The organism is Streptomyces sp. 7R007, assembly GCF_054850255.1.
Genome location: NZ_JBTWMV010000062.1, coordinates 18,060 through 35,949, shown reverse-complemented (window position 1 = coordinate 35,949; position 17,890 = coordinate 18,060). Strand labels below are relative to the sequence as shown.

Below are 17,890 nucleotides of genomic sequence, written 5' to 3'. Positions count from 1 at the left end.
ACGCAGCCCGCGTTGAGCGCCGGCACCCGACCCTGCCAGGCCGACTGCGGGGTTCGTCCGAACCCGCCTTCAACGAACTCGTTCGGGCCTGCGAGGTCGTTCCTCGCCGCGAACGCGATGACCGGCTGGATCGATGCCACCGGCGGCCGTCGGCAGCGGGGGGTGGAGCGTAATCTCCACCCCCCGCCCCCGCATCTCCACCCGGTGACCGACCCGGAGGCCGATGGCAGGGCTCAACGTCGCCGCGAGGGTGGGTGCATGACAGCGAACATCGTGATCATGCAGCTGGCACTTCTGGCCGTCGTGCTCGAGTCCGATCTCGGCCGCCGCAAGATCGGCTGGTTCCGGGTGGGACGGCCGATCGTCGGCGTCGCCGTCATCGTGCCGTTCTTCTTCACCTCGCTGCCCACCGGTGGAAACGACCTGCTGCTGCAGGGCGCCGGCGCGCTGACCGGGGCGGCGCTCGGGCTGTTCTCGGTCTGCCCGCTGCTGGTGTCCGTCGACTACCACCCGGGTTGGCGACGCCGTTGGCCGCGCACCTCGCCCACCGCAGGCAGCCCCGCCGCGGTCAGCCGTTCGGGGGCCGGTTACGCGGCGGTCTGGATCGCCGTGTCCGCCGCCCGGCTCGGCTTCGCCTACGGCGCCCAGCACGTCTTTCCGGTGGGCCTCGGCGTGTTCCTGACCAACCACCACCTGAGCGCCACCGGTCTGACGAACGGCTTCATCTTCCTGTCCGTGAGCATGAGTCTGTTCCGCAGCCTGGGGCTGTGGGTGCGCGGTCGCGCGCGCCTGGCCCAGGCCGGCCCGGTCATGGGCGCCACGCATGCGACGGGAGGCGCACGGTGATCCTCCTGCCGCTGCTCACCCTGATCGTGCGCTGTCCGCGCGCTGCGGGCCGCTCTTCGGGCACACCGTCCTGGGATAATCGGGGCCGATGAGTATCACCAGTAGATTCAGCCCGGCCGCGGACCATCCCGGGATCGGGCTGAGCGGCATGATCCCCGACCCGCGGGCGCGTGCCGTGGCCATGCTGGTGGGGCTGGGCGTGTCGGTCTGGATCAACGTCGCCGCGCTCCCCACCGACCCGGGGGTCGTGGTGCCCGTCGCCCTGGCCGTCGCCGCGCTGGCCTGGCTCGTCCTGATCGCCGGCACCCTGCTGACCGCCGGCACCCGGGGTGCGCACGTGGCTGCGGTCGCCGCGGTGATGGGCGCGGCCGGGGCGGTGCTTGCGGTCACCGACGCCAATGGGCTGATCTTCACCGGCGTGGCGGCGAGCCTGGCCGCCGTCGCGTTCGATCCGGTCGCCGCCCTGGTGCTGTCCACCGCCGGTCCCGTCGCCTACTGCCTCGCGGCGATCCCTCACGGGCCGTTTCCCGGGCGCCTGTTGAGTACCGCCGCCGTGGCCCTCGCCGGACTGGTGGCCGGTGCGAGCCGACGCGAGACCGCCCAGCGTGCCCGGCACCGCACGCTGGTCGCCACGGAACGCCGGCGTACCGAGCTCGCCCGGGCCGAGGCGGAACTCGCCGGTGAACGCAACCGGCTCGGCCGCGAGCTCCACGACGTGCTCGCCCACACCCTCGGCGCCCTGTCGATCCAGCTCACCGCGATCGACACCCTCGCCCGCACCGACGCACCGCGCCAGAAGCTCATCACACAGATCGAGCTCGGCCACGAGCTGGTCAGCACGGGCCTGGACGAGGCACGCCAAGCCGTCCGCGCGCTGCGCGGCGAGTCCACGCCGCTGGCCGCGCAGCTCGAACGGCTCTGCGAACTCCACCAGGCAGAACTCGAACTGGACGGTATGCCGCAGGAGCTGGACGCCGACACCACGCTCGCGCTCTACCGGCTCGTCCAGGAAGCACTGACCAACGCCGCCAAACACGCCCCCGGCGCGCGGGTGAACGTCCGGGTCGGCTTCGGTGTGCAGGACGTGACCGTGCAGGTCGGCAATACCAGACCCGCCCCGCCCCCGGACACACCCGCGGCACTGCGCGCGAGCGGCGGCGGGTTGGGGCTTCGGGGCATGAGGGAACGCGTCGAGCAGGCGGGCGGCGATCTCCAGGCCGGCCCCACCTCCGACGGCGGCTGGCGGGTCGCCGCACGCATCCCCTGCCGACGGGGCAACCTGGGCAACCGCAGCGACGGGAGCGACCGATGAGCCCGACACCGATCTCCGTGATCATCGCCGACGACCATCGGGTCGTCCGTGAGGGCCTGGCCACCATCCTAGGCGCCGTCGACGGGGTCCACGTCGCCGGATTGGCCGCGGACGGCGCGCAGGCCGTCGATCTCGCCGCCCGGCACGAGGCCGACGTGGTCCTGATGGACCTTCACATGCCCGGCACCGACGGCGTCGAGGCCACGCGCCAGCTCAGGACCCAGCGTCCGGCCACGGCCGTCGTGGTCCTCACCACCTATACCGACGACGACTCCATCCTCGCCGCTCTCGAAGCCGGCGCCACCGGCTACCTGACCAAGAACGCCTCCGCCGCGGACATCCGCCGCGCCATCGAGGCCGCCGCCTGCGGCCACGCCATGCTCGACCCGCTCGCCGCCGCCCGCCTGATCCACGCAAGCCGGCGCACCGACCCCGGACACACCGCGATGAACGCAGCCCTCCCCGACGGCCTCACCGAACGCGAGGCCCAGGTGCTCGGCCTGATCGCGCAGGGCCTGTCCAACGCGGAGATCGCCGCCAGGCTGTACCTGAGCCGCTCCACGGTGAAGACCCATATCCATCAGATCTTCGCCAAGACCGGCAGCCGCGACCGCCCGCAAGCCATGGTGTACGCACACCGGCACGGGATCCGCGCCGAGGAGGATCCAGCGCAGCGGAAGGGCTGAGGGGCTCCGCCCTTCAGCCTCCGCCCTCCAAGAATCGTCTCGCCGCAGGCGGCTTTGGCGACGATCCGCTGCTGCGGCTGCAGCAGGAGATGCAACGCGGCGACGGCCATAGCGGTCTTCGTGCCACCACCCACCCCGAGGACATCGTCATCGTCGGGGTCCCCGTGGTGTGCCCGCAGTGCGGCGCCCGACGCGATGGGATGGTGATCTGCGACCGTAACGAGATCAGCATTCGCTGCCGCTGCACACAGCAGTGGGTCGAGCGTGAACCGACCCGCGCGGACGACGAGGCGGGTGATCGGCGTCGGAGGCCAGGACCACCCGAGTTTGGAGGCCGCGGCCCAGGTAGCGCGGGCTACGATGGCACGCTCGCCGGCGTCTCGCTGTCCGAGTGCAGGCCCGAGGAGGGCCGGCGGCAAAGCACCGTGGACGCCGTCTGCCCGGTGGCGCATGCCCACAGGGTCACAAGGTTCCCTGAGAACCACCAGGTCTCGCTTCTGGTCGCACCTCAAGTAAGCCTCGCCGTAGGCAGAATGGGGCGATGGACGCAGGACTCGCGGCGCTGCTCGGAGCCGCCGTAGGCTCACTCGCCACCCTCGGCTCCGCGATGGTCACCGGACGCGCGGCGGCGCGCTCGCAGTTCGACCAGTGGCGTCGGCAGCACCGCCGGGTGGCCTACGCGAACTACCTGGGCGCGGTGTACGACCGTGATGTCGCCTTGGACGCGGTGCGCGATGCGCTGCGGGCGGGCCGGCCCGACCTGAGGGACGTCGACGAGAAGGTGGAGCGCTTTGCCGCCCAGGCTCGGGGCGTCCACCGGGCCGCCGAGCTTGTCATCCTGGAGGGGCCGCCTTCCGTGGTGGAGGCGCTTTACGGTGTGGTTCACGCGGCCGACGACCTCGCCGAGGTGGTGCGCCGGATGGTGCGTGACGCCCACGCGGGGGACACGTCCCGCAAGGACGGGGACACCGCGCTCGCCGCCGAGCGGGAGCACTTGCTGTACCAGGCCGTGACGGGACTTCGCGCAGCAGCCGCCGACGTCCTGGGCGACAGGGGGATACGCCTTTGATGGCCGCGCTCGTGGGCGCGCCGGTGGTTTGCAGCAAGACGGCACTCGGCAGTCCGAGACAGCACTGCGATGTCCCCACGCCAGCAGGGGCGGTCCGCGAAGACCGCCCCTGACATCCCATCAGCCCACTACACTCCGCACGATGCCTGTGACCAGGCCAGATAGCGAACCGCTGCTGCAGTACCAAGAGCGGGGGTTTCTCGTTGCGCCGTGCGCTCCGGTGGCGGTAGTCCGGGCCGTGTCGTTCAATCGGCCCGAAGTCCGGTGAGATGGATGCGGAGGAAACGGCGCCATGGAGCGTCATCGCCGTCCGGTGAAGCGGCCACCACTCCTCGGAGCGCGACGATCAGGGCTTTGATGTCATCGGCCGTGACGTCTTGGGCGAGGTACCCCGCGTCGACCGCCTTCTGCGTGAGGCGCAGGACCCGATCTGCTGTCTGTGCGCTCACGGCGTCATCGTCAGCGACGCGGTCGGTCAGGGCGGCCGCGTAGCGGCGGTTCTCCGCGTTGAAGGCTCCGACGAATTCGAGGAATCGTTCGAGTCCGGCGCCGGGGTCTGGGTCCTCGAGTGCAGCGGCGGCGGCTTGGTCGATTTCCCTGGTCAACAGTCGCGCGACGGCGTCGAGGAGGGCGTCCTTGCCTGGGAAGCGCCGGTAGATCGTGCCGACGCCCAGACCGGCGCGTGTCGCGATGGACTCCATGCTCGCCTGTGGTCCCAGCTCGGCGAAAACGGCACGCGCCGCGTTGATGACGATCGCGTCATTGCGCAGGGCGTCGCGTCGCGGAGCGCGGGAAGCGGCCTGGGGCGTCGGCTGTCGATGTGGCTGTGAGGTCACCTTCGCCAGTGTACGCGAAGCGGAATCTGTATTCACCTTCATGCTAAAGTGAATACAGATTCCGCTTTGGAGGGGACGGACTGAGCATGAGGACCACGACCGGCTGGCAGAGCCTCGACCCGACCGGCAACACGCTGACCCGCGTCACCATCGAGCGGCGCGACCTGCGCCCGGACGACATCGCCGTACGAATCGACTACTGCGGGGTCTGCCACAGCGACCTGCACCGCATCCACGGCATGCTCGGCGAGAAGGACCTCGTTCCCGGACACGAGGCGACGGGCGTCGTCGTCGCCGTCGGCCAGGCGGTCACCGGCTTCGCCGTCGGCGAGCGGGTCGCCATCGGCACGATCATCGACTCGTGCGGCGAATGCGCCATGTGCCAGGCCGGACAGGAGAACTACTGCTACAACCGTCCGACCACCACCTACGGCGGCATCGACCGCGTCGACGGCACCGTGACCAAGGGTGCTTACAGCCGCGAGTACGTCTTGCGCGCGAAGTTCGCGTTCCACCTGCCTGACGGTCTTGACCCGGCCGCCGCAGCACCGCTGATGTGCGCCGGTGCGAGCGTCTGGGAGCCCCTGCGGGCGGCCGGCGTCGGGCCGGGCAGCCGCCGCCGTCGCCGGGCTCGGCGGGCTCGGGCACCTCGCGGTCACACTCGCCGCCGCGCTGGGTGCCGAGGTCACCGTCCTCAGCCGTAGCGCGGACAAGGCGGCGGACGCCCGTGAACTCGGGACATCCGACCTGCTCGTAACCACGGACGACATCCAGATGGCCGCCAGGGGCCGCTTCGACTTCATCCTCGACGTCATTCCGGCCGAGCACGACCTCCCACCGCTGATCGCCATGCTCGACCTGGACGGCACCCTGTGCGTCCTGGGCAACCCGCTGCTGACGGGCCCGCGGCTTCTGGAACTCGCAACCGGACGCAAGAAGCTCACTTCCTCCGGTACCGCAGGATTGCGTCAGACCGTGGAAATGCTCGCGGACAAGGCCTACTCGTCCCGCGCCAACCGCTCTTACCTGCGAAGACGCGGGATCAAGGCAGTCATTCTCTCGATGACCCCGGTTGCCGGTGCAGAAGACGTTCAGGAGGCTGCCCGCGCTGCTGTTTTCGCTGGCCGGGATCATGCAGGCGCTCCATCCGTCAGGACCTGCGGTGCCGACGGGGGAGCGCAGTGGGGCACCAGTCGAAGGTGCGGCCCGGGTAGGGCTGGGGCTGAGGCAGTGAACCGGTGCAGGCCCCTTGCCAGGTGGAGCGGAAGGGGTGTTCATCGCTGTTGTAGCCTGTGGGGCGCGGGTAACCACCGCTGGAAGCCTGCGGGCAGGCAGTGTCCCGTTCCGGTCGCGCAGCGTCGCGTCGGTCAGTCGGTAGAGCGGCGGGCCGTCAGGATAGGCGCCGGGCAGACCGGCCGCCTGGGCATCCCGGACATCGCGCGCGTAGTTCGGGCTCGAGCTGCTGAGGCTGACGACGTCAACTGGTTCGTAGTCCTTGAAGATGCAGCCGATGGTGGTTCCACCGGGGGTGGTGTTGTCGCAGCGGACGTCCGTCGGGACGGTTACACCGAACAGGCCGGTGCCTGCGACCCAGGACGGGTTTGAACTTCTAGTAGATGGTGGTCTTGGCGGTGCCGGTGGCACCCGCAGCGGTGACGGTGCTCGTGGGGAAGGCCTGCCTGAACGGCATGCTGCTCAGGGTGATGGGCTGTTCGGGCAAATCGATGTCAGAGGCCGGCCAGGGTGCAGTTGCCTTGGCAGGTGGCGTCGCCCATGACGGTGGGTGCCGCTGATCTGCCCAGCCGTTGTACAAGAGGATCGACAGCTGGTGCCCCCACGTGGGGATGTCCTTCTGGGCGTAGACGTACTCGTCGGCCTGGTAGACGAGATGTCCGACCAGTTCCTGGGTCTTGATGTCGCGGACGTCGACGGTCCATGTCTCGATCGCGCAGGCGTGGAACCGCGTGAAGTACCACGTTTCGTCGCGATCGGAGCTGTCGTAGCACCAGTCCGGCAGCGGCAAGGGGGTGCGGCCGGGCGGGTCAGGCCCTATCGTCGATGACCCCGGATGCTATCGCTCCGCTGTCACAGTCATGGGGCGGGAAGATCTGTTCCCTTCGCCTGAGTGGGAATCGCCTTCGACACGGTAGAAAGGACATATGCCGGAGCGTGAGAACCCTGCGGGGATGATGGACGACGTCGATGCGGTCACTCGTGCGGTGCTGACCGCTTCCCGACTGTTGGTGGCGGTCTCCGCCCGTTCGCTCGCCGAGGTCGAGGATCGGGTGACGCTCCCGCAGTTCCGCATGCTGGTGGTGCTGTCCACCCGGGGTGCCACCAAGCTGGTGACCCTCGCCGACCTGCTGCAGGTGGCGCCCTCGACGGCGATGCGGATGGTCGACCGGCTGATCGCGGCCGGGCTCGCCGACCGGCAGACCAATCCCGGCAACCGCCGGGAGACCCTGCTGCAGCTGACCGAGGAGGGACGGCGCACCGTCGAGGACGTCACCGCCCGTCGCCGTTCCGAGATCGCCGCCATCGTGGAGCGGCTCTCCCCGGTACAGCGCCTAGCGCTCGTCGAGGCGCTGGGAGCCTTCAACAAGGCGGGAGGCGAGCCCCCTGCTCCCGGATCGGACGACCCGGAGCCCCATCCGCTGGGGTGGGCCGTCGACGGCGTGATGGCTAACGACACCTGACGTGGCTCGCCGGCCTCGCCACGGTTCCCGGCCCTCCCTGTTCCGCACCTGGGATGTCTTGCATAATGCAAGGGAGTCGTGAAGGGCGGCTTCCCGGCAGCGCTGCGACCGCGGGTGCTCATCGCGGGGATGCACCCAGCGGCCGGCCTCGGCGGAAAGGGTGCGGAGGGTGTGAGACGCGTGCGCCTGAGGTGTGGGCTCCCGTTCCCGCCCGTACCCGAGCGTCATCTGATGACGCATGTGCGCACCACGGTATGGGGTCCGGCGGAGTTCGTCGGGCGGCCACCGTGGTGGCTCGTGGGGGAGGGGCTGTTGGCGGCGGTGCTCGCGATCGGGGCGATCGTCGCTACGACAGTCTTCGGGGCCTGGACGGGCAGAGCCTCGCTGGCCGACGGCGAGGCGGGGTTGGTGTGCGCGGGGGCGCTGGCCGTGTATCTGTCGTTCGTACGGGCAGGACGGGCGCTGATTGGCGTTACCGCGCTGCTCGGGTTGTGCCTTGCGCTGCAGGCTCCTCAGGCGGCGGCCGGAATAGTGCTGGCCGAGCGTGGGCAGGTGGAGTCGGTGGTGGTGACGTCGGTCGAGGAGGGCCGGGCGGCGGGAGACGGGCGGGCCCGGTACCTGTGCTCGGTAGCGGACGCCGACGGCGTTCCGCTTCGGGTACCGATCTGGCGGGGCTGCGGGAAAGCGACCCGGCCCGGAGATGCGCTCGCCGTCGTGTCGGATCCCGAGGGACGGGTGCCCCCACGGGGCGCACGGACGAATACCAGCGTGTCGGGTCCACTGCGCGAACTGACTCCCTGGGCGGCAGCCCTCGCGGCAGCGACCCTCCTCGCTGTCGTCCGCTCCTACCGGCTTTCCTGTCCCACCGAGACGGCAGAGCCGTTGCCCGCCCGTGGGACCGGCCACGTGTGATCCGTCGGCCGAGAGGCTGGGCGTCGTGGAAGCGGTGTCGATGCATGCCCACTGCGGTGGGGCGTGAGAATGGTGACGGGGGGCGCCCGACTGAGCCGCAGGCGTTGTGAGTCGCTTTCTGGGGAGTTTGCGGCCGTCTGCTGGAAAGAGACTCGATCGCAGTTCACGGCGCCGGTTCCGTCCGGCACGGTGATGTGGTCGAGGACGGTGTCGTGGGGCGGTCGGCGGGCTGACGTCCGAGTGCGGCGAGTCTTGGCGATGGCCGGGAAGATCCGGCCGTGGGTGACGCGCAGGACGTTGGCGAAGGTGGAGTCGAACCGCCGGGCCGGTGGCGGGCTGTGACCCTGCGCCACAGCCCAGTGAAGCGCGTGGGCACGATGAAATCGTGTTCGGCCGTCATCGAGAGCCCCAGTGCATACTGGCGATCGCGCGATGGGTTGCTGGACGAGGTTAGGACGCCGAGCATGCGTGATGCTGTCGTCGGTGGCGACGGCGTGCGCCCATCACGCCACAGGAGAGCCCTGTCGGAGTCGTGCCGGCGGCGTCGCTCGTCAGATCCTTCCGCGTCACCGCTCGTACTGGTGAGCCGTCGCCACCCGGCCGGGCCGCATGATGCGTATCTTGCGGCCCTCGCAGGCGGGGCAGCGTGGGGCCTGCAGCGGAGAAGGCACCTGCCTGCCGCCCAGGCGGTAGACGGTGGTGATCTGGGCCTGCTCGTCCGTGGACACGTCAATGTCGTAGGTTGCCTCCCAGCCGTGCCCGCAGTCGAGGCACGCGAACGAGTAGGAGCGTTGGATGTGCTTTGTGTGCATGGCACAGCTCCTTGGGTGATCCGGGTGTTCTAAACCTTCGTACCCAGTGTTGCACAGTGCAAAAGTTGGCTGCTCCGCCGACGCGGGTCCCGCCCTGCGAGGGGTTGTGGGTGTCGTCAGGAGACCGTGTGCACGGCGCGCAGAGCGCTCTGGTGGCTGAGCCAGCCCACCGGTTTGCCGTGCTCGGCGTCGAGGACCGGCATTCCGGTTCCGGAGGCCGACAGCAGGGTGTGGAGGGCTTGGGAGAGAGGCTGGTCGGCCAGGATGGGGGCGGGTGTCTCGGCGAGCTGGCCGACCCGGGTCGGCGCGTCCTCCGGCTGCTCCGCGAGCGCCTCGGCCACCGCCTGCGCGGTGACGACACCGGCGTAGTCTCCGCTGTCGCCGACCACCGGGAGCGCGCCGTGCCCTGACAGACTCAGCAGGTCGGCGGCGTCGGCAAGGCGCGTGGACGCGGCCAGGGGGGAGGGTAGGGCTTCCATGACGGCGCCGACGTGCTGAGCGCCGATCTGCGCGCCGGGTGCCGGGCCTTCGAGGTCGATGCCGCGGCGGCGCAGCTTGAGGGTGTAGATGGTGTCGCGCGAGAGCAGACGGCTGGTGGCGGTGGCCAGCACGATGGCGAGCATCAGGGGCAGGATGATCGAGTACTCGCCGGTGAGCTCGAAGAGGATCACCACGGCGGTGATCGGCGCCCGGGCGGCGCCGGCGAAGACGGCACCCATGCCGACCAGGGCGTAGGCGCCCACCGCGCCCGCAGAGTGGGGCATCAGGTGCCGGACGCCGATGCCGTAAGCCGAGCCCAGCATTGCCCCGATGAACAGGCTGGGCGCGAAGACCCCGCCCGAGCCACCGATGCCGATGCTCAGGCTGGTCGCGAGCATCTTGCCGAGCAGCAGAAGGAGTAGGAAGCCCACCGCGTAGCCACCCTCGGTCGCTTTCTGAAGCACCGGGTAGCCCACTCCGTACATCTGTGGCAGTGTCAGCAGCAGGCCGCCGAGTAGCAGTCCGCCAACCGCGGGGCGCAGCCATTCCGGGCCGCGCCACAGCCAGTCGCAGGCGTCCTCGATCAGGTAGAGGAACCGGGAGAAGCCCACGCCGACGGCCGCGGCACCGATGCCGAGCGCCGCGAACAGGCCGTACTGGCTGAGGTGGGCGACGTGGAAGTCGGGCAGGTTCAAAAAGGGTGTGTTGCCGAAGGCGGCGCGTCCGATGATGCTCGCGGTGACGCTGGCCAGCACGGTGGCGCCGAAGGCTTCGGCGCTGAAGGTGCCCAGGATGAGTTCCATGGCGAAGAACACGCCGGCCAGCGGGGCGTTGAAGGTGGCCGCGATGCCGCCTGCCGCGCCGCATGCGACGAGCAGTTTCATGCGGCCTTCGGTGACCTTTGTCATCCGGCCGACGGTGGAGCCGAGTGCCGAGCCGATCTGCACGATCGGGCCCTCGCGGCCGACGGAGCCGCCTGAGCCGATACACAGGGCGGAGGCGAGTGTCTTGACGATGGCGACCTTGGGGCTGATGCGTCCGCCGCGCTGGGCGACGGCGAGCATCACCTCGGGCACCCCATGGCCGCGGGCTTCCTTGGCGAACCGGTTCACCAGCGGCCCGTACAGCAGGCCGCCGATGACCGGAGCGAGGAGCACGAAGTACGGGCCTAGCCAAGGTACGTGCGGATTGCTCGCGCCGGGGGAGGCGGAGTAGTCGGCGTGCCCGGACAGCAGGCGGGTGAACGTTTTGATGCACCAGCGGAAGATGATCGAACCGGCCCCGGCTCCGGCGCCGACCGCGACCGCCAGAGTCATCAGAGCCCATGGGGCGGTGCGCAGGCTCGTGATCTTGTGCGTGGCTGTGAGTCCATTCGGTGTTGCGCTGCTGGGCACGTGCTTCCCGTCCGTCGTTGCCGGTATGGCGTTCATCGCCTACCCCTGCCTATCTTTGCATTATGCAAAGCGAGTCAAGGGTGCCGGTAACGGGGTCCACTCCGAGCGTCGGGGGGACGGTCTCGCACTGTCGAGTGCAGCCGGGCGGCACCGCACCGGGCCGCCCGCCGGATGGAACTGAAAGCCCGCCGCGCCCGTCCGAGGAGACGCCGGGGCGCCGTTGCCAAGGCCGTCGGGCAGCGGCACTGATCGGGCCGCGCGGGACGTCGAGCCGCTGACTGGCGCGGCAGGAGGGGGCGGGTAGGCGGGTCTCAGCCCGCTTCCGCCTGGGCCTCGACGTCCTCGATGCCGGTGGGGCGTCCGGCCCGTGCCCAGCGCGTGTACAGGCCTGCCGCGATGAGCAGGGTCGCCAGCAGGGACAGCATGGGCCAGCCGCGCAGCAGGTTGACTACGAGGGTGAAGGCGACGGCTGCCGCGGCCACGGCGTTGATCCAGGCCAGGGCCGACTTGTTCTCCTGGCGGGCGAAGCGGGTCATGGCGAGCAGGCCGGTGAGGAAGCTGACGAACACGGCAACGGCGTAGAACAGGACGAGTTCCTGCTCCTGCCCGGCGGCGGCCACGATGATCAGCGCGGCGGCGGCCAGGTAGACCACGACCGACCAGTACGGGGTGTGGTGCCGGTTGGTGCGGCCCAGCACCGGGGGCAGCACCCCGGGCTGCTGCGGAGTGCCGGAGAGGGCTTTGAGCAGCCCGGGGCCAGCCTGGAAGGAGGAGCTGGCGGCGGCGAGCAGGAGCAGCGAACTGGTCAGCTGGAAGGCGCCGTAGAGCCAGCCGGGTCCGGCGGCGGCGTGCGCGATGTCGGCGATCTGGGTGGAGTCGGTGTCGGGGATGCCGATGTGCAGGCGGACGGCCAGCGCGGTCAGGGCGAGGGTGAGCCCGCCGACGATGACGAGCAGGAGGGCCAGGGTGCCGCGGCCGAAACGGCGGCGGTGGGTGTCGTCGAGCTGACCGAGCTGGGCGATCGCGGTGGAGGGGGCCTCGATGCCGGTGGCCAGGGCCATGGCGACGGGGAAGGCGAGCACGACGGCGAGCATCGCCGAGTGGCCGGGGTCGGTGGTGGCGGCCGCGTGGCCGGTGGTGTGCGGCGAGGTGAAGCCCAGGACGAGCACGGCGACGGAGATGACGACGAACGCCACGGTCATGACGGCGAACAGCAGCCGGCCGCCGTGCCCGAACCAGGTGAGTCCGGCCACCACCACGAGCAGCAGCAGTGCCAGCGGAATGCGCCATGCGGCCAGCCCCGGGAACAGGGCGATGACCGCACTGGCGGCAGCTGCGATCGAGATACCGATGGTCAGCACGAAGTCGACGACCAGCGCGCCGATGGGTAGGAACGTCCAGCGTGGCCCGAACGCGCGGGCCGCTGCGGCTGCGGCACCGCCGCCCTTGGGGAAACGGCGCACCAGCTGCCAGTAGTTGGCGGTGACCACCACGACGAGACCGATCACCAGGCTCATCGTCGGCAGCAGCAGTGCCAGGTCGCCGTGCAGGGCGCGCAGCGCAGCCTCGATCGCGTAGGCCACCGAGGAGACCGGATCGGCGATCACCGCGAAGGCGAACGCGAAGAAGAGAACGGAACGGCGCGGTGCGTGGCCAGGCACCGGGATGGTGGTGGTAGCCGCCGATTGGGAGGGGGTCACACGAAGCCCTTCGTCGCACAGTTCATGGGGGACACTTCGCCGACCCGTCTTCCCGGCACACCGGCGTCAACGCTACGTCAAGGACGGTCGGTGAGGTGTTAGGGGGGCGTCAAGATTCCCGACCGGCGGCCCGGGTGAGCGAAGTCGCCTTGACAGGCGAGTTTTGCATAGCGCAAAAGTGTAGGGGGTGCTCGGGAGCGGTAGGAAAGGCGGCGGAGGATACCGATGAAGGCAGTGATCTGCGGAGCCGGTATCGCGGGGCTGGCGCTGGCCGGCCGTCTGCACAACGTGCTCGGCTGGGACGTCGAGATCGTGGAGAAGGCGCCGTGCCCCCGCACCGAGGGATACATGATCGACTTTTTCGGTCCGGGGTACGACGCGGCCGAGGCCATGGGCGTGCTGCCCTGGCTGGAGGAAGTGAGCTATCCGGTCTCGGAGGCCGCCTTCGTCGACGATGCGGGGCAGTGCCGTGCCCGGCTGAGCTACGACCGCCTCACCCGCTCCCTCGACGGTCGCCTGCTGAGCATCATGCGGCCCGATCTCGAACTCGCCCTGCGGGAACGGCTGTCCTTCGCCGTGGGCCTGCGCTTCGGTGTCGGCCCGGCGCGGATCGACCCGAGCGCCTATGGCATCCGCCTCACCCTCACCGACGGCAGCACCCTCGACGCCGACCTCCTCGTCGGAGCCGACGGTCTGCACTCCACCGTACGGTCCATGGTCTTCGGCGAGGAGCAGCGGTACGTGCGCTACCTCGGCTTCCACACTGCCGCGTTCACCTTCGACGACCCCCACGTACACGAGGAGGTCGGCGGCCGGTTCTGTCTCACCGACAGCGTCGACCGGCAGATGGGCCTGTATGCCCTGCGTAACGGCAAGGTCGCCGCCTTCGCCGTCCACCGCAGCGCCGATCCCCGCCGCCCGGACGACGCGCGGGCCGCGCTGTACCGCGCCTACGGCTCCCTCGGCTGGCTCGTACCCCGCGCGCTGGCCGGCTGCCCCCCGTCCTCGAGCGTCTACTACGACCAGGTTGCCCAGACCGAGGTCCCCTCCTGGAGCCGCGGCCGGGTGGTCTTGCTCGGCGACGCCTGCCAGGCGGTGTCCCTGCTTGCAGGGCAGGGGGCCTCCATGGCCCTCGCCGGTGCCTATGTCCTGGCCGACCAACTCGCCTCCGCGCGCCGCGTCGAGGACGCGCTGCACGGCTATGAGCGCCTGTGGCGGCCGGTCGTACGGGACCGGCAGCGAGCCGCCCGCAGAACGGCTCGCTGGTTCGTCCCCGAGTCGGAACGGCAGCTGGCCATCCGGCGCACCGCCCTGCGCTTCGTCGGACTGCCGGGCGCCCGTCGCCTCGCCGGCACCGTTCTGACCGGCAAGCAGCGGCCGGCGCTGCGGCAACTGGCCGCAGTGCCTACGTAGTCGAGCATGAGCAGCGGGTGTCGCCGCTGAGTGGTGCCGGCCCGCAGGCAGGAGAACGGGCCGGCACCGACCGCCCCGCGCAGTGGAGAGGTACCGATGTCCTTCAGTTCCCGGCCCGGCCCGGGCTTCGTCAGCGCCCGCCTGCGTGCGGCCCTCGCCTCCGCCGACTGCCGGGCCCTCGGCGACGTCCTGCACCCGTATGTGCGCTGGAGTCTCCGGGACCCGAAAGGCGGCGGCTGTCACACCCGCTCCCATGTCCTCAGCCGCTGTGCCCGCCTGCATGCTCTGGGGCTATGGGCCGACGTCGAGGAGACCTTCACCTATCCGGCGGCCGTCGTCCTGGGCCTGCGCATCCACGGAGCCGTGCCGCCCGCCGACCCGGCGAACGTCGTGTACCACGTCTTCGACGTCACCGACGGCCTGGTCACCTGCATCACGGGGTACGCCGACCGGTCCGCGGCGCTGGAAGCCGCGCTCAGGGGGGTCACGGCCTGATCCTGGGTGATGGGCGCCGCGCCCGCCCGCCCGCGCCGACGAGGACACTGCCCGGCGGGCGCGGCGGCCCTCACCGGCGGACGGTGCGGAGACCGGCCGCGGCGAGTGCCGCGCCCAGCGCTGTGGCGGCCGAGATCCGGACCACCCGCCTGCCCAGCGGAGGCTTGGGCGAGGACACGCTGCTGCGTTCCGGCAGCCGCGTCACCGCGTCCTTGCCCTTGTCCCGGGCCAGTTTCATCACCTCGGCCACATGCAGGGCGTGCCGTCCCGTGCCGGCGTCCTTGATCTGCGTCTTGCAGGAGAATCCGTCGGCGACCACCAGACGGTCGGGGTCGGCGTCGCGGACGGCGGGCAGGAGGGCCTGCTCGCCGCAGTCCATGGAGATGCGGTACTTGCCGGACTCGAAGCCCCAGGACCCGGCCAGACCGCAGCAGCCTCCTTGCAGGTTCTGCACTTCGAGGCCCATCTTCTCCAGCAGTTCCTGTTCGGGGTTCATGCCGCCGGTGGCACGGTGGTGGCAGTGGCCCCACAGCAGGGCGGAGCCGTCGAGCTTGGGCGGGTCGATGTCGAAGGTCTGGAAGAACTCCGGGAAGTGGTAGGCGTTCTTGGTGAGCCGCTTGGCGTCGTCGTCGTGCGGCAGCAGCTTGGGCAACTCGTCCTTGAAGACGGCCAGGCAGCTGGGTTCCATGCCGACGATGGGCGTGCCGGCCCGCAGATGGGGGCGGAGGGTGTCCAGAACGCGGTGGAGGTAGCGTTCGGCGGTGTCGAGGAAGCCGTAGTCGTACAGTGGTCGCCCGCAGCAGATGTGCCGTTCGGGCATGACCACCTGCCAGCCGGCGGCCTCGATCGCCTCGACGCAGGCCACACCGACGTTGGTGTGGAAGTAGTTGTTGAAGGTGTCCGGGAAGAGCACGACCGGCCGGCCCGCCGGGTTGGCGGTGCCGCCGCGCCGCGTGAACCACTCCTGGAGCGTCATCGGTGCGAAGCGTGGCAGCGGGCGGCGCCGGTCGATGCCCGCTGCCAGTTTGGCGAGCCGGGCGAGTCCGGGCGTGTGGGTGGCGAGGTTGGCGAGTTCGGGGATGTGGGAGGCGATCCTCGCCGCCTGGTCGATGAAACCGAACGCGTAGGCGTGGCGCGGGCGGCGGCGGTTCGGCGACTTGAAGTGGTGGTAGAGGAACTCGGCCTTGTAGGTGGGCATGTCGACGTTGACGGGGCAGTCGTTGGTGCAGCCCTTGCAGGCCAGGCACAGGTCGAGGGCGTCGTAGACCTCCTCGGATTGCCAGCCGTCCGTGATCACGTCGCCCTTGAGCATCTCGTACAGCAGCCGGGCCCGGCCGCGGGTGGTGTGCTTCTCCTCGCGGGTGACCTGGTAGCTGGGGCACATCGTCGTCTCCGCCTGCGGCACCCGGCACTTTCCGATGCCGACGCAGCGCAGCGCGGCGTGCGCGAAGTCCCCGCCGTCCTCCTCGTAGGCGAACTTCACCGGCTGCCGGGGCGGGTTGTAGTCGGTGCCCAGCTTGAGGTTTTCGTCCATCCGGTAGGGGTCGACGACCTTGCCCGGGCTCATCTTCCACTGCGGGTCCCAGATCGCCTTGAACTCCCGCATCGCCGTCACCAGTTCAGGGCCGAACTGCCGCTCCAGCAGCTCGCCGCGCTGCTGCCCGTCGCCGTGTTCGCCCGAGACCGAGCCGCCCATGCCGACGCAGAGATCGGCGGCCTCCTCCATGAACGCCCGGTAGGTGGCGATCCCTTGTGCGGTACGCAGGTCGAAGCTGATGCGGCAGTGGATGCAGCCCTGCCCGAAATGGCCGTACATGGCGCCGGAGAGGCCGTGTTTGTCCATCACCTTGCGCAGGGCACGCACGTATGCGCCGGTCTGGGACGGGGGGACGGCGGAGTCCTCCCAGCCGGGCCAGTGGTCCTTGCCGTCGGGTGGGAACGCGGTCGAGCCGAGGCCGCTTTCCCGGATCGCCCACAGGTCGCCGCTGGTGCCGCCCGCCTGCTTGCTCTTGGCGATGCGGATACGGTCTCGGCCGTAGCCCTTGTCGTCGGTGAGCCACCGGACCAGGCGCTGCGCCTGTGCGAGGGACACCTCGGCGCTGTCCGCGCCGAACTGCACCAGCAGCCAGGCCGATCCGCCCAGTCGCGGCAGCTCCTTGAGGTCCTCCGCGTTCATGTTCTGCAGTTGCTGGTCACGGATGAGTTCGTCGTCGAGTCCCTCCAGGCCGATCGGCTTGAAGCGCTCGATGATCTCCTCGCAGTGCTCGGCCGCGTCCCCGAGGTCGTCGTACTCCACGACCACGGTCGTGCGCTGGAGCATCGCCGGGGTGAGCATGAGGACGGCCTGCAGGGCGGTGGCGCACGTGCTCTCGGTGCCGACCAGGGCCCGGGCGACGTTGAAGCCGCGCTCGGGCAGAAGCTCGTCGAGGTTGTAACCGGAGACCCGGCGCGGGACCTCCTCGGCGGAACGGAATCCTGCCCGGATGGCGTCGGCGTACTTGTCGCGCAGGTCCCGCAGCGCCGCGTAGATCTCGCCCTTGCGGCCGCCGGCGGCGATGATGGCCTCCAGCTGGTCTTCCTCGTTCACGCCGACCCAGAAGCGCTCGCCGTCATAGGTGACGACCTCCAAGGCGTGCACGTTGTCGCTGGTGCGCGGGCCGGGACCGTACAGCTGCGACTGCACCGAGTGGATGCCGCAGGAGTTGTTGCCGATGTTGCCGCCGATGACGCAGCGGGAGTGCGATGAGGGGTCGGGGCCGAAGACCAGGTTGTGCTCACCGGTGTGCCGGTTCAGTTCCTCGTTGATGACCCCGGGTTCGCAGGTGACCAGTCGGCGGCGGGCGTCGATCTTCCCGATGCGGGTGAGGTACTTCGAGTGGTCGATCACCACGGCTTCGTTGACCGTCTCGCCGGACAGGCTGGTCCCGCCGCCCCGGTTGAGGATGGGCGCGCCGAAGCGGTGACAGATCCGGTGGACGGCGACGACGTCGTCGAGGGTGCGCGGGACCACGACCCCGATCGGTACCTGGCGGAAGTTGGAGGCGTCCTGGGCGTACAGGCCCAGTGAGGCGGTGTCGAAGCGCACTTCGCCCTTGACCGCCTTGCGCAGTGCCTGCTCCAGTTTGCCCACCTCGAGCGTTTGACGGGCGCGTGGCGCTCCGGGGATCTCGGGGTGGGTCTTGGCCGGGATGTCGCGTGTGGTGCGGCGGGTGGACTTCGCCATCAGGGTGAACTCTCCT

General features: G+C 70.2%; 14 protein-coding genes and 1 pseudogene. 9 read left to right on the top strand and 6 right to left on the bottom strand.

Going from position 1 to position 17,890, the window contains the following annotated elements:
- Positions 1 to 258 precede the first annotated feature (258 nt).
- The 4 genes from ACYF6T_RS39840 to ACYF6T_RS39825 all read left to right on the top strand — a co-directional run bounded on the left by ACYF6T_RS39840 (position 259) and on the right by ACYF6T_RS39825 (position 3,913).
- Entirely contained in the window at positions 259 to 846 is a 588-nt protein-coding gene (locus ACYF6T_RS39840; RefSeq protein WP_461702847.1) for a hypothetical protein, read from the top strand.
- Positions 847 to 934: 88 nt separating this feature from the next.
- Complete coding sequence (locus ACYF6T_RS39835; protein WP_461702846.1) at positions 935 to 2,158, top strand: sensor histidine kinase; 1,224 nt, start codon at positions 935 to 937, stop codon at positions 2,156 to 2,158.
- On the top strand, positions 2,155 to 2,844 hold the full coding sequence (locus tag ACYF6T_RS39830) for a response regulator (RefSeq protein ID WP_461702845.1): 690 nt from the start codon (positions 2,155 to 2,157) through the stop codon (positions 2,842 to 2,844). The genes ACYF6T_RS39835 and ACYF6T_RS39830 overlap by 4 nt, the downstream gene beginning before the upstream one ends.
- Positions 2,845 to 3,385: 541 nt before the next feature.
- Positions 3,386 to 3,913 carry a proline dehydrogenase gene (locus ACYF6T_RS39825; protein ID WP_461702844.1) on the top strand — a complete coding sequence of 176 codons (528 nt, stop codon included), beginning with the start codon at positions 3,386 to 3,388 and terminating at the stop codon, positions 3,911 to 3,913.
- 245 nt (positions 3,914 to 4,158) lie between these two features.
- On the opposite strand, the gene ACYF6T_RS39820 is transcribed toward ACYF6T_RS39825, so the two are convergent.
- The gene (locus tag ACYF6T_RS39820) at positions 4,159 to 4,749 is read right to left on the bottom strand and encodes a TetR/AcrR family transcriptional regulator (RefSeq protein WP_461702843.1); all 591 of its coding nucleotides are present in this window, start codon (positions 4,747 to 4,749) and stop codon (positions 4,159 to 4,161) included.
- An 86-nt stretch (positions 4,750 to 4,835) separates the two neighbouring features.
- Here ACYF6T_RS39820 and ACYF6T_RS39815 point away from each other — a divergent pair.
- Positions 4,836 to 5,805, top strand: a pseudogene (locus tag ACYF6T_RS39815) (NAD(P)-dependent alcohol dehydrogenase); the annotation flags it as partial.
- Between the two features lie 553 nt (positions 5,806 to 6,358).
- On the opposite strand, the gene ACYF6T_RS39810 reads toward ACYF6T_RS39815, so the two are convergent.
- Complete coding sequence (locus ACYF6T_RS39810; RefSeq protein WP_461702842.1) at positions 6,359 to 6,772, bottom strand: hypothetical protein; 414 nt, start codon at positions 6,770 to 6,772, stop codon at positions 6,359 to 6,361.
- A gap of 136 nt (positions 6,773 to 6,908) precedes the next feature.
- Between ACYF6T_RS39810 and ACYF6T_RS39805 the strand changes: the two genes are divergently transcribed.
- Positions 6,909 to 7,445, top strand: coding sequence for a MarR family winged helix-turn-helix transcriptional regulator (locus tag ACYF6T_RS39805; protein ID WP_461702841.1), 537 nt, complete (start codon positions 6,909 to 6,911; stop codon positions 7,443 to 7,445).
- 231 nt (positions 7,446 to 7,676) lie between these two features.
- Positions 7,677 to 8,357, top strand: coding sequence for a hypothetical protein (locus tag ACYF6T_RS39800; protein WP_461702840.1), 681 nt, complete (start codon positions 7,677 to 7,679; stop codon positions 8,355 to 8,357).
- A gap of 566 nt (positions 8,358 to 8,923) precedes the next feature.
- Here the strand turns inward: ACYF6T_RS39800 and ACYF6T_RS39795 are convergent.
- From ACYF6T_RS39795 to ACYF6T_RS39785, 3 genes are all read right to left on the bottom strand, one after another.
- A complete protein-coding gene (locus ACYF6T_RS39795) occupies positions 8,924 to 9,169 on the bottom strand; it encodes a hypothetical protein (protein WP_461702839.1) in 246 nt (81 codons plus the stop codon).
- Positions 9,170 to 9,285: 116 nt separating this feature from the next.
- Positions 9,286 to 10,965 carry a chloride channel protein gene (locus ACYF6T_RS39790; RefSeq protein ID WP_461702838.1) on the bottom strand — a complete coding sequence of 560 codons (1,680 nt, stop codon included), beginning with the start codon at positions 10,963 to 10,965 and terminating at the stop codon, positions 9,286 to 9,288.
- A gap of 389 nt (positions 10,966 to 11,354) precedes the next feature.
- The gene (locus tag ACYF6T_RS39785) at positions 11,355 to 12,704 is read right to left on the bottom strand and encodes an amino acid permease (RefSeq protein ID WP_461702837.1); all 1,350 of its coding nucleotides are present in this window, start codon (positions 12,702 to 12,704) and stop codon (positions 11,355 to 11,357) included.
- Positions 12,705 to 12,968: 264 nt separating this feature from the next.
- Here ACYF6T_RS39785 and ACYF6T_RS39780 point away from each other — a divergent pair, with 264 nt between their 5' ends.
- The gene (locus ACYF6T_RS39780) at positions 12,969 to 14,156 is read left to right on the top strand and encodes an FAD-dependent monooxygenase (RefSeq protein WP_461702836.1); all 1,188 of its coding nucleotides are present in this window, start codon (positions 12,969 to 12,971) and stop codon (positions 14,154 to 14,156) included.
- A 96-nt stretch (positions 14,157 to 14,252) separates the two neighbouring features.
- Complete coding sequence (locus ACYF6T_RS39775) at positions 14,253 to 14,651, top strand: hypothetical protein (RefSeq protein ID WP_461702835.1); 399 nt, start codon at positions 14,253 to 14,255, stop codon at positions 14,649 to 14,651.
- A gap of 70 nt (positions 14,652 to 14,721) precedes the next feature.
- Here ACYF6T_RS39775 and ACYF6T_RS39770 read toward each other — a convergent pair whose 3' ends face one another.
- The gene (locus tag ACYF6T_RS39770) at positions 14,722 to 17,874 is read right to left on the bottom strand and encodes an FAD-binding and (Fe-S)-binding domain-containing protein (protein WP_461702834.1); all 3,153 of its coding nucleotides are present in this window, start codon (positions 17,872 to 17,874) and stop codon (positions 14,722 to 14,724) included.
- Positions 17,875 to 17,890: the final 16 nt, after the last annotated feature.

What these genes read in the sequence shown, in the direction of transcription:
- ACYF6T_RS39825 (WP_461702844.1), top strand. Translation starts at nt 3,386, where the DNA reads ATGGACGCAGGACTCGCGGCGCTGCTCGGAGCCGCCGTAGGCTCACTC.
- ACYF6T_RS39790 (WP_461702838.1), bottom strand. Translation starts at nt 10,965, where the DNA reads ATGACTCTGGCGGTCGCGGTCGGCGCCGGAGCCGGGGCCGGTTCGATC.
- ACYF6T_RS39805 (WP_461702841.1), top strand. Translation starts at nt 6,909, where the DNA reads ATGCCGGAGCGTGAGAACCCTGCGGGGATGATGGACGACGTCGATGCG.
- ACYF6T_RS39775 (WP_461702835.1), top strand. Translation starts at nt 14,253, where the DNA reads ATGTCCTTCAGTTCCCGGCCCGGCCCGGGCTTCGTCAGCGCCCGCCTG.
- ACYF6T_RS39795 (WP_461702839.1), bottom strand. Translation starts at nt 9,169, where the DNA reads ATGCACACAAAGCACATCCAACGCTCCTACTCGTTCGCGTGCCTCGAC.
- ACYF6T_RS39780 (WP_461702836.1), top strand. Translation starts at nt 12,969, where the DNA reads ATGAAGGCAGTGATCTGCGGAGCCGGTATCGCGGGGCTGGCGCTGGCC.
- ACYF6T_RS39835 (WP_461702846.1), top strand. Translation starts at nt 935, where the DNA reads ATGAGTATCACCAGTAGATTCAGCCCGGCCGCGGACCATCCCGGGATC.
- ACYF6T_RS39840 (WP_461702847.1), top strand. Translation starts at nt 259, where the DNA reads ATGACAGCGAACATCGTGATCATGCAGCTGGCACTTCTGGCCGTCGTG.
- ACYF6T_RS39830 (WP_461702845.1), top strand. Translation starts at nt 2,155, where the DNA reads ATGAGCCCGACACCGATCTCCGTGATCATCGCCGACGACCATCGGGTC.
- ACYF6T_RS39800 (WP_461702840.1), top strand. Translation starts at nt 7,677, where the DNA reads ATGACGCATGTGCGCACCACGGTATGGGGTCCGGCGGAGTTCGTCGGG.
- ACYF6T_RS39770 (WP_461702834.1), bottom strand. Translation starts at nt 17,874, where the DNA reads ATGGCGAAGTCCACCCGCCGCACCACACGCGACATCCCGGCCAAGACC.